Source organism: uncultured Oscillibacter sp. (assembly GCF_947654275.1).
In the GTDB taxonomy this organism is placed as follows: Bacteria; Bacillota; Clostridia; order Oscillospirales; family Oscillospiraceae; genus Oscillibacter.
The window spans coordinates 21,791-36,446 of the sequence record NZ_CANTJS010000013.1; the positions used below are offsets into that span (position 1 = coordinate 21,791).

At 61.9% G+C, this 14,656-nt stretch carries 15 protein-coding genes; 11 read left to right on the plus strand and 4 right to left on the minus strand.

Features of this window, described 5'->3' with window-relative positions; translation table 11 throughout:
• The first annotated feature begins 175 nt into the window (after window positions 1–175).
• Complete coding sequence (locus tag Q0063_RS05110) at window positions 176–1,645, plus strand: DASS family sodium-coupled anion symporter (protein WP_297870901.1); 1,470 nt, start codon at window positions 176–178, stop codon at window positions 1,643–1,645.
• A 126-nt stretch (window positions 1,646–1,771) separates the two neighbouring features.
• Here Q0063_RS05110 and Q0063_RS05115 read toward each other — a convergent pair whose 3' ends face one another.
• Window positions 1,772–2,155 (minus strand): DUF4363 family protein, encoded by a 384-nt coding sequence (locus Q0063_RS05115; protein WP_297870902.1) that lies wholly within the window; start codon window positions 2,153–2,155, stop codon window positions 1,772–1,774.
• On the minus strand, window positions 2,152–2,826 hold the full coding sequence (locus Q0063_RS05120; RefSeq protein ID WP_297870903.1) for a DUF421 domain-containing protein: 675 nt from the start codon (window positions 2,824–2,826) through the stop codon (window positions 2,152–2,154). Before Q0063_RS05120 ends, Q0063_RS05115 begins: the two co-directional genes overlap by 4 nt.
• Window positions 2,827–3,005: 179 nt before the next feature.
• Between Q0063_RS05120 and Q0063_RS05125 the strand changes: the two genes are divergently transcribed.
• Together Q0063_RS05125 and Q0063_RS05130 are read left to right on the plus strand one after the other, a co-directional pair.
• A complete protein-coding gene (locus Q0063_RS05125; protein WP_297870904.1) occupies window positions 3,006–3,530 on the plus strand; it encodes an RNA polymerase sigma factor in 525 nt (174 codons plus the stop codon).
• Complete coding sequence (locus Q0063_RS05130) at window positions 3,511–4,563, plus strand: hypothetical protein (RefSeq protein WP_297870905.1); 1,053 nt, start codon at window positions 3,511–3,513, stop codon at window positions 4,561–4,563. The genes Q0063_RS05125 and Q0063_RS05130 overlap by 20 nt, the downstream gene beginning before the upstream one ends.
• A gap of 33 nt (window positions 4,564–4,596) precedes the next feature.
• Here Q0063_RS05130 and Q0063_RS05135 read toward each other — a convergent pair whose 3' ends face one another.
• Window positions 4,597–5,424 (minus strand): hypothetical protein, encoded by an 828-nt coding sequence (locus tag Q0063_RS05135; RefSeq protein ID WP_297870906.1) that lies wholly within the window; start codon window positions 5,422–5,424, stop codon window positions 4,597–4,599.
• A 352-nt stretch (window positions 5,425–5,776) separates the two neighbouring features.
• On the opposite strand from Q0063_RS05135, the gene Q0063_RS05140 reads away from it, so the two are divergent.
• From Q0063_RS05140 to Q0063_RS05155, 4 genes are all read left to right on the plus strand, one after another.
• Window positions 5,777–6,595: a MerR family transcriptional regulator gene (locus Q0063_RS05140; protein WP_297870907.1), complete on the plus strand. Its 819-nt coding sequence runs from the start codon at window positions 5,777–5,779 to the stop codon at window positions 6,593–6,595.
• 368 nt (window positions 6,596–6,963) lie between these two features.
• The gene (gene der, locus Q0063_RS05145) at window positions 6,964–8,292 is read left to right on the plus strand and encodes a ribosome biogenesis GTPase Der (RefSeq protein ID WP_297870908.1); all 1,329 of its coding nucleotides are present in this window, start codon (window positions 6,964–6,966) and stop codon (window positions 8,290–8,292) included.
• 91 nt (window positions 8,293–8,383) lie between these two features.
• On the plus strand, window positions 8,384–9,025 hold the full coding sequence (gene plsY / locus Q0063_RS05150) for a glycerol-3-phosphate 1-O-acyltransferase PlsY (RefSeq protein ID WP_297870909.1): 642 nt from the start codon (window positions 8,384–8,386) through the stop codon (window positions 9,023–9,025).
• On the plus strand, window positions 9,022–10,026 hold the full coding sequence (locus tag Q0063_RS05155; protein WP_297870910.1) for an NAD(P)H-dependent glycerol-3-phosphate dehydrogenase: 1,005 nt from the start codon (window positions 9,022–9,024) through the stop codon (window positions 10,024–10,026). The genes plsY and Q0063_RS05155 overlap by 4 nt, the downstream gene beginning before the upstream one ends.
• A gap of 300 nt (window positions 10,027–10,326) precedes the next feature.
• Here Q0063_RS05155 and rpmB read toward each other — a convergent pair whose 3' ends face one another.
• Entirely contained in the window at window positions 10,327–10,515 is a 189-nt protein-coding gene (rpmB, locus tag Q0063_RS05160) for a 50S ribosomal protein L28 (RefSeq protein ID WP_297870911.1), read from the minus strand.
• A gap of 394 nt (window positions 10,516–10,909) precedes the next feature.
• On the opposite strand from rpmB, the gene hprK reads away from it, so the two are divergent.
• The 4 genes from hprK to rapZ all read left to right on the plus strand — a co-directional run bounded on the left by hprK (window position 10,910) and on the right by rapZ (window position 14,647).
• Window positions 10,910–11,848: an HPr(Ser) kinase/phosphatase gene (gene hprK, locus Q0063_RS05165; protein WP_297870912.1), complete on the plus strand. Its 939-nt coding sequence runs from the start codon at window positions 10,910–10,912 to the stop codon at window positions 11,846–11,848.
• A 12-nt stretch (window positions 11,849–11,860) separates the two neighbouring features.
• Window positions 11,861–12,775, plus strand: coding sequence for an ROK family protein (locus tag Q0063_RS05170; RefSeq protein ID WP_297870913.1), 915 nt, complete (start codon window positions 11,861–11,863; stop codon window positions 12,773–12,775).
• Window positions 12,776–12,850: 75 nt separating this feature from the next.
• The gene (murB, locus tag Q0063_RS05175; protein WP_297870914.1) at window positions 12,851–13,768 is read left to right on the plus strand and encodes a UDP-N-acetylmuramate dehydrogenase; all 918 of its coding nucleotides are present in this window, start codon (window positions 12,851–12,853) and stop codon (window positions 13,766–13,768) included.
• 12 nt (window positions 13,769–13,780) lie between these two features.
• Window positions 13,781–14,647 carry an RNase adapter RapZ gene (rapZ, locus tag Q0063_RS05180; RefSeq protein ID WP_297870915.1) on the plus strand — a complete coding sequence of 289 codons (867 nt, stop codon included), beginning with the start codon at window positions 13,781–13,783 and terminating at the stop codon, window positions 14,645–14,647.
• Window positions 14,648–14,656: the final 9 nt, after the last annotated feature.

Below are 14,656 nucleotides of genomic sequence, written 5' to 3' on the forward strand. Positions count from 1 at the left end.
GCAGCCGTTCAAAAACTGTCCATATTTTCCGTCAATGCGTCTAAAGATTTTCGTCAGGTGGAAGCGGATATTTGGCATTGTTTTTGCTTCTATTTTTTCCGTACCGGTGAGCGGCGAGGCAGCCGGCACAGCGCCCCATCCGTCGGCGCACACAAAATAATAGGAGGAGAAATTGATGGGTAAGTATCCAATTCGCAAAGTCGGCTTCATCGTGGGCATTCTGCTGATGCTGATTATCGGCTTCATGCCTACCCCTGCGGGCCTGGCGGCGGTTGTTCCTGAGGGAGCGCCCCCGGAGCTGGCTCAGAGAGTGCTGGCAGTAACGGTTCTGATGGTGGTTTTCTGGATTACAGAGGCCATGCCGATTCCCTTTACCGCACTGCTCCCGATTCTGCTGTTCCCTCTGATGGCCATTACCGGCGCCAAGGGCGAGAACGGCATCCAGCTGTTCCGGCACTACGCCTATCAGACCTGCTACCTGCTGGTGGGCGTGGGTTTCCTGTCCGGCTCCATGGTCAAGCACGGCCTGCATAAGCGTCTGGCCCTGGGCATCGTCAGCAAGGTGGGCAAGAAGCCCACCACCCTGATTCTGGGCTTCATCATCGCCGTGGCGTTTGTCTCCATGTGGATGAGCAACACCGCCGCCACCGTCATGATGCTCCCCATTGCCATGTCCATCGCCTCTACCCTGGACGAGGACAAGAGCTCTTTGAAGAAGGCAATGCTGCTGTCCATCCCCTATGCAGCAACAATCGGCGGCATGTCGACCACCATCGGCACCACCACGAACCCCACAGGTATCGGATTGATTGCCGAGACCATCGGCGTTGATATCAACTTTGTGGACTGGCTGAAAATCGGCCTGCCCTTCACTGTGATTCTGATTCCCCTGATGTGGATTTACATGGTGAAGTTCTTCAAGGTGGACAAGATGGAGGCCGTGGACATCTCCGAAGCCCACAAGCAGTATGAGGCTCTCGGCCCCATGAACAAGGGCGAGAAGTGGACCGCCATCATCTTCCTGATCTGCGTGGTCCTGTGGTGCACCCGCTCCATCGTCTGGGGCAAGTACATGAAGTTCGCCTCCGATGAGACCGTCGCCATGCTGGGCGCGTTCCTGGTGATGGCCATTCCTCTGAACTACAAAGAGGGCGAGAATGTCTGCGACTGGAAGACCGGCTTCAACGACATCCCCTGGAACGCGGTCATCCTGCTGGGCGGCTCCATGGTCATGGGCAACGCCTTCAAGGACGCCGGCTGCGCCACCTGGGTCGCCAACATGCTGGGCGGTCTCGCCGGCATGAATGCTGTGGTCATCTGCATCATCGTCGGCCTGGTCACCGCCCTGCTGACGGAGCTGACCACCAACGCCGTTGTGGTTGCGGCCTTCATCCCTGTTCTGGCAGGCGTGGGCACGGCCATCGGCGTCAGCCCCTTCGCCATGATGATTGCCACCATGCTGGCCTGCAACTTTGCCTTTATGCTGCCTCCCGCCACGCCTCCCAACGCCATTGCCTACGGTACCGGCGAGATCACCATGAAGGACCTGGTTACCTGCGGCCTTGGACTGAAGCTGATCGCTCTGGTGGTGTTCCCCATTGTGCTGTACGGCATCACCATGGGCCTGTTCGGCATCGGCGCCTGATAAAAGCCGCCGCATCCAGTTGAATCAATCCGGCAAATCAGCCTGAAAAGCGCGGTCCCCAACGGGGGCCGCGCTTTTTTGCATTCGTGGGATTTGATATTCCCGGGATGCTGTGCTATACTGCCGCTAGAGAATGTTTTTCACGCTGAACCGCTCCATTTCCGCCAGCAGGCGCAGCTGGTCCCGGAGGCCGGCCGCCTCTGCCTGGAATTCGCTGTCTTCCTGACAGGCGGCGAAGGCCATTGCCCGGTGGTACATGGCCCCGGCGTCGTCTACGGCGTCGTGCTGTGTGACCGTGTGGAGATAGGTCTGCTTCCGGCTCCAGTCGGCATAGCCCGCGTCCAGGGCGGCGGCGGCTCCGGACCAGTCCCCGTCCTCCGCCAGGCGGACTGCCTCGTCAACCTGGGACTGCCAGCGCCGGACATGGGCGGACATGGCGAAGCTGTTCCACAGGGAGAAGGCCAGAAGCAGCCCCAGAACGGCGGCGGGAAGAAACAGGGCCCGCTTCATGCTTCCGCCTCCTTTTTCACGCAGAATACCTGTCCCGTTTCATCCAGGGTAAGCAGGAAGACGTCCCCGGGTGCGTTCGCCCCTTCCCGCCGCAGGGTTTCCTCCAGCCACGCGGCGTCCCGGCCGCAGGCCTCCAGATTTCCCCGCAGGACCCGGCCGTCGTTGACCAGGACCACCGGCAGGACAGGCTCCTCCGACCGCAGGCCCATCTGGGCGGCGCTGGGCGGAGGCGACCAGGGGAGAACGGACAGGTGCCCGGAGTTTTCCAGGATTGCGTATTTCACCTCGCTGATGCCGGAATAGCCCTGGCCCCGGAGCTCCTCCAGAAGCTCGTCCAGGGTATAGCGGTTTTTCCGCATGACGGATTGCTGCAAAACCCCCTGACGAATCAGGATGGAGGGGGTGCCGCAGACCAGCGCCCGAAACCGCAGGTTTATCAGGGACAGCTGGCTCAGCAGCATGGACAGGGCCAGCAGCGTCAGAATGGGGATGACGCCGGCCAGCAGGGGAATGCCGAAGTCCTGCATAGGCACGGTGGCCAGATCGGAGATCATCATGGTCAGCACCAGTTCGCCGGGCTCCAGCTCCCCGATCTGCCGCTTGCCCATGAGGCGCAGACCGGTCATGATGAGGAAATAGAGGATGATGGTACGGGTAAACGCGGTAATCACAGGCATTTCCTCCGGGAGAAAATCGTTTGTCTCAGTATCCGCCGTTTTGGCCGCCCCTATTCCCGGCGGGATTTCGGAAATCTGAAAAAAATTTTTTCGGAGGCCGCAACCTTTTGCCGCCTTCAAACGTTTCTATAACAAGAGAGAGAAAGGGGGCGGGGACGCTGCTTTCATATTGTATGACCCTGCTGGAGAGCAATACGGACCGGGAGCGCTTTACCCGGATCTACCGGGACAATCAGCGCCAGATGCTCCGGCAGGCGGCTTGTATTTTGGGCGAGGGCCCTCGGGCGGAGGATGTGGTCCACGACGCCTTTGTGAAGCTGATTCGCTGCTTTGACGAGCTGCGGGACCGGCCCGAGGACCGTCTTTCCGCCTGGCTGCTGGTGGTGACGAAGAACAACGCGCTGGACCTCCTGCGGAGGGAGAGCCGGGAAACGGAGTTGGGGGAGCTGGAGAAGCGGACGGCCGCTCCGGCTGAGGACGGGGAGTTTTATGCCCTGGTGGCCCTGATTCGCAGGATGCCGGAGGGCTACCGCCGGATTCTGGAGCTTCGTTTCGTGGCGGAATGGAGCCTGGCGGACATCGCCGGAGAGCTGGGCATCTCGGAGGGAGCGGTTAAGAGCCGCATTTTCCGGGGACGAAAGCTGCTGATTCGGGAACTGAGAAAGGAGGGGTATCTGGATGGACGGGCCTGTATTTGACGCTATGCTGAAAACCGCTCTGGAGGAGGCCCTTCGTCAGGACCTGGAGGAAGCGCCGCCTGCGCCCCGGCCCTCCCGCCGGCACAGGCGGCGGATGAGGCGGCTGCTGGACGGATATGCCAACCGGGAGACAGGCTGCGGCTGGCGGCGCCGTCCCGCCCGATGGCTGGCGGTGGTGGTCATCGCCGCGCTGCTGACCGGCACCGCCGCAGGCTATGCCCTGGGGGGCGGGGGTCTGTTTCAGCGGATGTTTGAGGAAAGTAACTGGGCCGACCGCTACGGCGGTGCGGCGGACACAAGTCAGCTGTTGGGCATGGGCGGCGATTTGAACGCCGCGGCGGCGGAGGGAAACGGCCTGCGCTTTGAGCTGCTGGATGCCGTTTCCGACGGGCAGTTTGCCATGGTCTGCGGCCGTCTGACCATACAGGACCGGCATTTTCTGGAGCAGATGGAGAACCCCGGCGATCTCTCCTTCAAAGAGTGGGGGATGCTGCGGCAGGGGGAAACAGAGCTGCCCGTGAGCTGCGGACTCAGCATCAATTCCTGGGTCAACCGGCCTGAGCTGGAGGAAGGGCAGTATTATCTGGTCTTCTCCGTCAGCGACGGTGCGCTGTCAGAGGGCGGAGAGTATGAGGTCTGTCTGCGGGACGCCTTCTGCCGCGGCGGCAGTGCGGAGCTGGCGGGGGATTGGACCATGTCCGTGACCTTCAGCCCCGCCGCTCTGCGGACCGGGACGCCGGAACAGGTCTGCCGGATTGCCGGCCGGACTCTGATTCTGGATCGGCTGTCCATTTCGCCGCTGGCGCTGAACATGGAGCTCCATGCCGCCGAGCCGGGTCTGGAGTTGGAGGATATCAGCAGCCTGGCGGTCCGCATGGAGGACGGAACCCTCATCGGACGGGAGGACTGCGTGCTGGGGGTCACCCAAAGTGAATCGGACCTGCGGCTGATACTGGAATTTCAGATGCCTCTGGATGTGGAGCGGGTGGACTGTGTGCTTATGGGCGGACAGCCGCTTTACCTGGAGGAATAAGGAAATCCCCCGCCCTCCGGCGGGGGATTTTTCTCAGTGCTGGCCCATAATCCACAGCGCGCCGTTCATCGCCCGAAAGACCGAGGTCTTTCCCGGCGTGAACTGAATGGTGTCCCCGTCCCTGTAGAGCTCCCGTCCGGTGATTTGGAACATGGACATCAGGTACAGTCTCTGATGGATTTCCGGCCAGTCCGCTTCCGGATTGATGAACCACAGCTCCGGGAAACCGAACTGCTTCAGTCCCCATGTGCCGGTCAAGGGGAGGTCCCCCTTCTGCCCGTGGCGGATGGAGACCCAGAGAGGTGCGGGGAAGTATTCCGGGTCCTGGAAATGCTGTTCCAGAATTTCGGCGTGGTGCAGGTAGACCCGCCGGCTGACCAGCAGCCCGGGGGATTCGGCATAGACGCCCAGGGCGCTCTCCGCGTCCAGCAGGGCGGCGGCCAGCCGTGTGAACAGGCGGCAGGCACGGACCGTTTCCTCCAGCGTGGTTCCCCCGTCCTGCCGGGCCAGGACCAGGAAGGCCCGATTGCCCAGAATGGCCTCTTTTTCCTCCGGGGAAAACAGCCCTTCCTGAATGGCGGACAGGTCGCAGACATGGGGCGGGTGGGGCATGGCCATATAGCTGCAAAAGAACGAGACACCTTCCAGACTGATATGCGCAGCGGGGGCGTGGGGATGGCTGTCGTCCCTGACGCTTAGGGCGCGGGGGCCGAACCGGTCTTCCACCAGCCGGAGCACCGCAGACCAGCCCACGTCCCTGCCCAGCAGAATGACGGCTTTGGCATCCGCCTTCGGAGCGGCGGCGGGCTCCGGGTCCTTGGCCGGTTCCCGGCTGCGTTTGAAGCGGTCGAAAATTCCCATATGTCCTTCCTCCAGATATCCGGTTTTCCGGTTTTTTTCTTGACTGACAGGGAAGATGATAGCACAAAACCAATGACGGTTCAATCTTTTTTCAAAATCGGGGCGTGTCCATCTGCGCATTTCATAGCAGGTATGCCATGCAGGGGAGGGGCTCTGTTCCCTCCCGTTCTTCCGGACTTTCTATGCTTCCGGGGAATGGGGCAGAGCCCGGCCCCTGCGTAAAATCTCCGATTGGGATGTTACCCCAAACTTAAAATTCCTCTTGACTCTCACCCCGGGGGAGGGCGTATGCTGTTCCTGAGCTCAAAATCCGGACCCCGGACGGGGCCCGCAACGTTGCGGAGGATATACCATGCTGAAAATCGGTGAATTTTCAAAACTGTCCAGAATCAGCATCCGTCTGCTGCGCCAGTACGATGAGGCGGGCCTGCTGGCGCCCGTCCGCACCGACTCCTTTACAGGCTATCGGTACTACAGCGAAGCGCAGCTGCCCATTGCCGGCCGCATCCGCTCCCTAAAGGAAATGGGCTTTACACATGCCGCTATTTCAGAGGTTTTGCGGTGTTATGATGAGCCGGCGGCGCTGGAGCGCTGTCTGATGCTCCGGCGGGCCGAGGCCCGCGAGGAGGCGGAGGAGGCGGCCCGGCGGCTGCGGCTTCTGGACACAGCCATTGAACGGCTGAGAAAGGATGAAGCAAAGATGAAATACGATGTGAGCGTTAAAACCATTCCCGCGCGCACGGTGGCCAGCGTGCGGCAGATCATCCCCAGCTACGACCGGGAGGGGGACCTGTGGAGCATTTACTGTCAGGAGACCGCCCGGATGAACATTCAGGACGGGGACCCGGCGCTGTGTACCGCCGTGTATCACGACGGCGAATACAGGGAGTCCGACGTGGACGTGGAGATTCAGAAAAGCGTAACGGGCTGTTATCCGGATACGGAGCACGTGAAGTTCAGGACCGTGCCGGCGGTGGAGGTGGCCTCCGCCACCTTCCGGGGGAGCTATGACCAGATTACCGCGGCGAATGAGGCCGTGGCCGCCTGGGCGGCGGACAACGGCTGGGCATTGGCTGACAGCGCCTTTTTCATCTACCATGTCAGCCCTCACGACACCCGGAACCCCGATGAGTTTGTCACCGAGGTCTGCTATCCTGTGAAGCGGAAGTGAAGAGAGAGCCACACCGGCGGCGGGGAGAATTCCCCGCCGCTTCGGCGGTTTCTTCGGCAGCTTTTCGGTGACTTTTCAGGCGCGGCGCTCTGCCCATTGTCCACGGCTTTTCCTGTGTTTTCCCAAAAAGGAAGATTTTCCTTGCGCCTTTGGCGGAAGGCGGTTATAATAGAGACAGAAAAGAGGACTGCCGGCGGGATGTCACTCGGCTGAGGACGAAAGCGGTTCTTTTCGACCTTTTGGACCTTTTAGACTGCCTGAGCGGGAGAGGCGCGGACGCGCCGGCCGCCTTTGGTCCGCCGCCGGCGGACAGGGCGCAATGAATTGTGAAAGGGAGGAGCCGAAAGGCTTCTTTGGGAGGGATGCAAATGGCAAAGCCTATTGTCGCGATTGTGGGCCGCCCCAATGTGGGCAAGTCCATGCTGTTTAATAAGCTCATCGGAAAACGCCTCTCCATTGTGGAGGACACCCCCGGCGTCACCCGGGACCGCATTTATGGAGAGACCGACTGGAACGGACGGAGCTTCACCCTGGTGGACACCGGCGGCATCGAGCCCCGGACGGACAACCTGATTTTGGAGTTCATGCGGGATCAGGCCCAGATCGCCATTGACACCGCCACGGTGATTGTCTTCCTGACGGACGTCCGCACCGGCCTCACCGCCTCGGACCAGGAGGTGGCGAATCTGCTCCTCCGCAGCGGAAAGCCCATCGTTCTGGCGGTGAACAAAATGGACTCCGTCGGCGCGCCGGACCCGGATTTCTATGAGTTCTATAATCTGGGCCTTGGGGACCCCATCGCGGTTTCCGCCGTCCACGGCCACGGCACCGGCGACCTTCTGGACGCCTGCGTGCAGTATTTTCCCCCGGAAGAGGAGGAAGAGGAGGAGGACGACGCCATCAAGGTGGCCGTCATCGGCAAGCCCAACGCCGGCAAATCCTCTCTGGTCAACCGCATCCTGGGGGAGAACCGGGTCATTGTCTCCGACGTGGCGGGCACCACCCGGGACGCCATCGACTCCCGGTTTGAAAACGACAAGGGTAAATTTGTCTTCATTGACACGGCGGGTCTCCGCCGGAAGAGCAGGGTGGAGGAGAACATCGAGCGGTACAGCGTTCTCCGGGCCACCATGGCCATTGACCGGGCGGACGTGTGCCTCATTCTGATTGACGCCACCGAGGGCGTCACGGAGCAGGACACCAAGGTGGCGGGCCTGGCCCACGAGGCGGGAAAGGCCAGCATCATTGTGGTGAACAAATGGGACCTGGTGGAGAAGGACGGCAAGACCATGGACCGTATGCGCAAGGAGGTTCAGGAGGGTCTGAGCTTCATGACCTACGCCCCCGTTCTCTTCATCTCCGCCCTGACGGGGCAGCGGGTGGACCGGCTCTTTGAGCTGATTGACTATGTTTCCAACCAGTCCGCCACCCGCATCACCACGGGTATGCTCAACGACGTGCTGGCCGACGCCCAGGCCAGAGTCCAGCCTCCCACGGACAAGGGCCGGCGGCTGAAGATTTACTATATGACCCAGGTGGGCGTCAAGCCGCCTCACTATGTGATCTTCTGCAACGATTCCCGGCTGTTCCACTTCTCCTATCAGCGCTATCTGGAGAACTGTATCCGCAATACCTTCGGCCTGGAGGGGACCCCCATCCGCATCTCCATCCGGCAGAAGGGGGACAATGAGCCGTGAGCCGGGCGGCCGTCCGGCGGCTCCGGTGTATATTCCCGGACGGTTCCTTTCCTTCCACAAAACTGCACACGTGTCATAAGGAGGTTTGAGTATGATCGGGATTGGGTGGTATTTCCTGTATTACGGCGGAATCGCCCTGGCGTGTTACCTCCTGGGCTGTTTCAACGGAGCGGTTATCGTGTCCAAGTATATACTCCGGGATGACGTCCGGAACCACGGCAGTGGCAACGCAGGCCTGACGAATTTCCACCGGACCTTCGGCGGAGGGCTGACCTTCGTGGTGATTCTCTGCGACGTGCTGAAGGCGGTGATCGCCGTGCTGCTGGGGAGCTGGCTGTTCAGGGGGGACCCGGTGCTGGGCAAGTACTTCGCGGCCCTGTTCTGCCTGCTGGGGCATATGTTCCCCTGCATGTTCCGCTTCAAGGGGGGCAAGGGCATCCTCTCCGGGGGCGCTATCGCCCTGATGATTGACTGGCGGATTGCCCTGGTGGTCTGGGGGGGCTTTTTGATTCTGGTACTTCTGACCCGCTTTGTTTCCCTGGGGTCTTTGTGGGCCGGGGCCAGCTTCCCCTTTGTCAGCTGGTACTGCTATCCGGAGCCCTGGGCCGTAGTGCTGGCCTTCCTCTGCGGGGGGCTGGTGGTCTGGCAGCACCGGGCCAATATCAAGCGGCTGCTGGCGGGAAATGAGAACAAATTCAGCCTGCGTCGAAAGAAGGAGGGAGGACAGTCATGAAAACAGTGGTTTTGGGCAGCGGCGGCTGGGGCACGGCTCTGGCCCTGGTCCTCTGTGACAACGGGCACGACGTGACCCTCTGGTCACGGACCCCCGCCAAGGCGGAGGCTCTGCGCGCGGAACGGGAAAATCCCCTTTTGAAGGGCGTGCCCCTGCCGGATGCCCTGAACATCACCAGCGAACAGAGCTGTCTGGAGGGGGCAGAGCTGGTGGTCTGTGCCGCGCCCTCCTTCGCCGTCCGGAAGACGGGGGAAATGGCCGCGCCCTATCTCGGACGGGATACGGTGCTGGTGTCGGTGTCCAAGGGCATCGAGCGGGACACCCATCTGCGGATGAGCCAGATTCTTCAGGAGGCTACCGGCTATACCTGTAAAGTGGCTGCCCTGTCCGGTCCTTCCCACGCAGAGGAGGTGGGACTCCGTCTGCCCACCGGCTGTGTGTCCGCCTGCCCGGACCGGGGCGCGGCCCGCTTTGTACAGGACGCCTTTATGAACGACTATTTCCGGGTCTACACCAGCTACGACATCATTGGCGTGGAGCTGTCGGCGGCACTGAAAAATGTGATTGCCCTCAGCTGCGGCATCTGTGCCGGCCTGGGCTTCCAGGATAACACCAAGGCCCTTCTGATGACCCGGGCCATGGCGGAGATCACACGTCTGGGGGAGCGGCTGGGAGGCACCCGGCGGACCTTCGGCGGGCTGGCGGGCATGGGGGACCTGATTGTCACCTGCACTTCCATGCACTCCCGCAACAACCGGGCCGGGATGCTGATTGGCCAGGGGAAAACGCCCCGGGAGGCCATGGACGAGGTGGGGGCCGTGGTAGAGGGCTACTATGCCGCCGAGAGTATCCACCAGCTGGCGGAGCATGAGGACGTCGAAATGCCCGTCTGCCGCTGCGCCTATGAGGTCCTCTACCAGGGCAGGGACCCCAAGGAGGTGGTTCCGGAGCTGATGGGCCGGGCCAAAAAGGACGAACTGCTGGAGAGATCATGGCTGTAAGGGGAGTTTCCTTGCCGGATAAATCCTGGGGAAGCCCCGGCAGTGTTCGTGTCTGTCCTGACAGGTCCGCCGGATTGAATCAATGAATAGAACAGCGGTCCGTCCCAAAGCCCGGGGCGGACCGCAGATCAATTTTTCTGTTCCGGCGCGGGGGAGTCGCTTCGGTTATGGCAGTCCGGACGCAGATGCGGTCCGTCCCGCCGCCTCCTGTGAGCCTGAACGCTTCTCTGTGTCCGTTGGAGGCAGGGGGAGAAAAGGAAAAAATCCCGGACATCATTGTCCGGGATTTGATCTGTTGGCTCAAATCGCTCTGGTAACCTTGCCGGAGCGCATGCACCGGGTACAAACGTAAACGTGGCGCGGGGAACCGTCAACGATTGCCTTCACACGTTTCACGTTGGGCTTCCAGGGACGGTTGGAACGCCGGTGAGAGTGAGAGACTTGAATCCCAAAGGTCACGCCTTTGCCGCAATACTCGCACTTAGCCATCCATAGCACCTCCCTGCTGCATATACTTTTGTGCCCACTTTCACAAGCACGTCTGTTATGATAGCAGAATTATTCAGAAAAAGCAAGAAGAATTTTCAAAAATTTTAAAAAGATTTCTAAAAATCGTGGTTTTTTTCCCGGCCTCTGGATGCGGGAAGGTGTTGCGGAATCCGGCGAGTTCATATATAATAGGGTCAACGAGGCTGAAAACCGGCAGACAGCCGTTTTCAGCCGGCAGGTCCGCCGGCGCGTGGGCATTCCCCGGGAAAGCGGGGCATGTTGGAGGCAGGCGGACGCCGGCGGCGTGCACGGCCGGTCCACGGCGCCGGTTTCCCTTCCTGCGCGGAAATACAGACAGAACAGGCGCGGCTCTGCGCCGGAAAGGTGAGAAAACATGCGTGAGGTAAGTGACAACGGCTTGAAGATTACGGAGTTTATTCCCCTGTTTCATTTGGAGGTGCTGCACCGGGGAGGCGACTTTGAGACAGCCAGGCTGGTGGTGCCGGACCTGAACCGGCCGGGTCTCCAGTTTCACAGCTTTTTTGACTATTTTGACCCCTGCCGGCTTCAGGTGGTGGGCAAAATGGAGGTTACATTTTTAAAGGGCCTGACCTCGGCCCAGCGCCGCAAATGCTTTGACGACCTCTTTCTCTATGATATTCCCGCGCTGGTCATTGCCCGGGGGCTGGACTGCTTCCCGGAGTGCATGGAGAGCGCCATTGAGCACGAGCGGACCCTGCTGCGGACGGACGAAGAGACGGTGGTCTTTACCAGCCGGACCATTGAATATCTCAACAGGGTGCTGGCTCCCTGCATTACCCGTCACGGCGTGCTGCTGGATATCTATGGCGAGGGTGTTATGATTACCGGCGACTCCGGCGTGGGCAAGAGCGAGGCGGCCATTGAGCTGATTATGCGGGGCCACCGTCTGGTGGCCGACGACGCGGTGGAGCTCCGCCGGGTATCCGACCAGCTGACGGGCAGCGCCCCGGAGATGATTCGGGATTACATCGAGCTCCGGGGCATCGGCGTCATCAATGTGCGGCAGCTCTTCGGCGTCCGGGCCATCAAGAATGAAACCAAGCTGGACATGGTGGTTCACTTCGAGCCCTGGGACAGTACCAAGTTCTATGATCGGCTGGGCATTGAGGACCATTTCATCGACATTCTGGACGTGCAGGTGCCGATTGTCACCATTCCGGTCCGGCCGGGCCGGAATCTGGCCAGCATCGTGGAGGTGGCGGCCATGAACAACCGCCACAGGAAGTTCGGCTATAATGCGGCCCAGGAGCTGGCCCAGAAGGTGGACGCCCGGGCGGACGGAAAACTGTGAGGAGGACGGGACATGTATATCGGGATTGACGTAGGCGGCACCAACCTGAAGGCCGGCCTTGTGGACGGGGAGGGCCGTATTTTAAAGGTGGAGCGGATTCCCCTGGACTTCCGGAGCCCTGAGCAGTTTGCCGAAACCCTGGCGTCGCTGGCGAAGACGGTGATGGGGGAGGGCGTGCAGTCCGTAGGCGTGGGGCTGCCCGGCGCGGTGGACGGCGGCGACGTGCTGTTCACCACCAATATTCCCATGAAGGACGTGCCGCTGGAGACCCTGTTCCGCCGCCATCTGGATTTGCCGCTGCTGCTGGGCAACGACGCGGACTGCGCCGCCGTGGGTGAGTTCTTCTGCGGCGCGGGCAAGGGGACGGAGGATTTTGCCATCGTCACCCTGGGCACCGGCGTAGGCGCGGGACTGATTTTAAACGGGAAGCTGCGGGGCGGCGTGGCCTCCAGCGAGGCGGGCCACATGGTCATGCGGCAGGGCGGCGAGCCCTGCAACTGCGGCCGTCTGGGCTGCTGGGAGCGCTATGCCTCCGCCACCGGTCTGATTCAGCTGACGAAGCGGGCCATGGAGGCCCACCCCGAGAGCGCCCTCCATACCTGTGCCGCCCAGGGCGGTGTGGAGGGCCGGACGGCCTTCCAGGCGGCGGAGGCCGGCGACGAAACGGCTCTGGCGGTGTGCCGGGAGTACGTGGAGAATCTGGCCTGCGGAACGGCCAGCCTCATCAACATCCTGCGGCCCGAGGTGGTGGCCATTGGCGGCGGCGTGGCGGCGGCGCCCGCCCACCTGCTGATGGAGCCCCTGCGGGAGGCGGTGGGCCGGGAGAGCTTTTCCCGCCACGGCGGACGGGCGACCCGCATCCTCCCGGCGGAGCTGGGCAACGACGCCGGCATCATCGGCGCGGCCTTTTTGCCCCGCGTGCTGTAATCTCTGAGATTTTATGATTTTTTGATTTTCTTGATTTTTGATTTTCTTGATTTTTGATAACAGGAGGCCCCTTGCATGGACTGGGTAACGGCGTTTGACAACAAGGCCGCGGCATATCTGCCGGACGTGGAGCTTCTCCGGGAGGAGCCCATGGCAAAACACACCTCCTTCCGCACCGGCGGCCCGGCCCGGCGGATGGCCTTTCCCCGAAGCGGGGAACAGCTGGTGCTGCTGCTGTCCCTGGCGGAGGACTGCGGAGCCCGGCCCTTTGTAATGGGCTGCGGGACCAACCTCCTGGCCCCCGACCAGGGGCTGGACCGGCTGGTGATTATAACCTCCGGCCTCAGCCGTCTGGAAATGGGGGCGGAGTCCGGCACGCTTCTGGCGGAGTCCGGCGTGTCCCTGGCCCGTCTGGCAGACTTCGCCTGTAAGCAGGGCCTGACAGGGCTGGAATTTGCCCACGGCATCCCGGGCACGGTGGGCGGCGGCGTTTGCATGAACGCCGGGGCCTACGGCGGGGAGATGAAACAGGTGGTCTCCGGCGTGTCCGCGCTGTTCCCGGAGGAGGGCGTGAGAGTTCTGACGGGGGAGGAGCTGGCTTTCGGCTACCGCCGGAGCTTTCTCACGGAGCACCCGGAGGCCGTGGTGCTCTCCGCCGTGTTCCGCCTGTCCCCCGGGAACCCGGAGTCCATCCGGGAGACACAGCGCTCCCTGATGGCCCGCCGGAAGGCCAGCCAGCCTCTGGAGTGGCCCAGCGCCGGCAGCACCTTCAAGCGGCCGGAGGGCCACTTTGCCGGGACCCTCATTGACCAGTGCGGCCTGAAGGGGCTGAGGGTTGGCGGGGCCCAGGTGTCGGAGAAGCACGCGGGGTTTGTCATCAACCGGGGCGGGGCCGCCTCGGCCGATGTGAGGGAGCTGATCCGGCAGGTGCAGGCGCGGGTCTTTGAGAAAACCGGCGTCCGGCTGGAGCCGGAGGTCAAGTTTGTGGATTAGGAGCTGCTTTCTATGGAAATTCTCATTATCTCGGGCCTCTCCGGCGGCGGCAAGAGCAAAGCCGCCTCTTTTTTGGAGGACATCGGCTTTTATATTGTGGACAATATGCCCGCCGCCATGATTTTGAAATTCGCGGAATTCTGCGCCGGCGGCGGGGGACGCTATGCCCGGGTGGCCCTGGTGTATGACGTGCGGACGGCGGACTCCTTTTCCGAGCTCTTTTCCGTGCTGGAAAAGCTGAAGGCCATGCAGAACTGCGTCTGCCGGATGCTGTTTCTGGAGGCGGCGCCGGACACCATCATCAAGCGCTACAAGGAGACCCGCCGCCGCCATCCCCTCCGGGAGTCCACGGATTCCCTGGAGGAGGCGGTGGCCCAGGAACGGACGCTGATGGAGCCGGTGAAGGAACGGGCGGACCTCGTCATAGACACCACCCGCCTCTCCACCGGCAAGCTCCGGCAGGAGCTGCTGGGCATTTTCGGAGGCGAGGAGGAGAAGGGGGGCATGGCGGTGAATGTGGCCTCCTTCGGCTTCAAGTACGGCCTGCCTCTGGAGGCGGACCTGGTTTTTGACGTGCGGTTTATGCCAAACCCCTTTTATATAGAGGAGCTGCGGCATCAGACAGGGCTGGACAAGCCGGTGGCCGACTATGTGTTTGGATTCCCCCAGACCCAGGACTTTCTGGGCCGCCTCCGGGACCTGCTCGCCTTCACGCTGCCCCTTTATGCTGAGGAAGGGAAGACCAGCCTCTTCATCGGCGTGGGCTGCACCGGCGGGCATCACCGCTCCGTGGCGGTGGCCCACGCCCTGGCGGAGTACATCCGCAGTCTGGGCTACCAGACGGCGGAGCATCACCGGGACATGGAACGGTCCGTTTGAGCCGGGGAG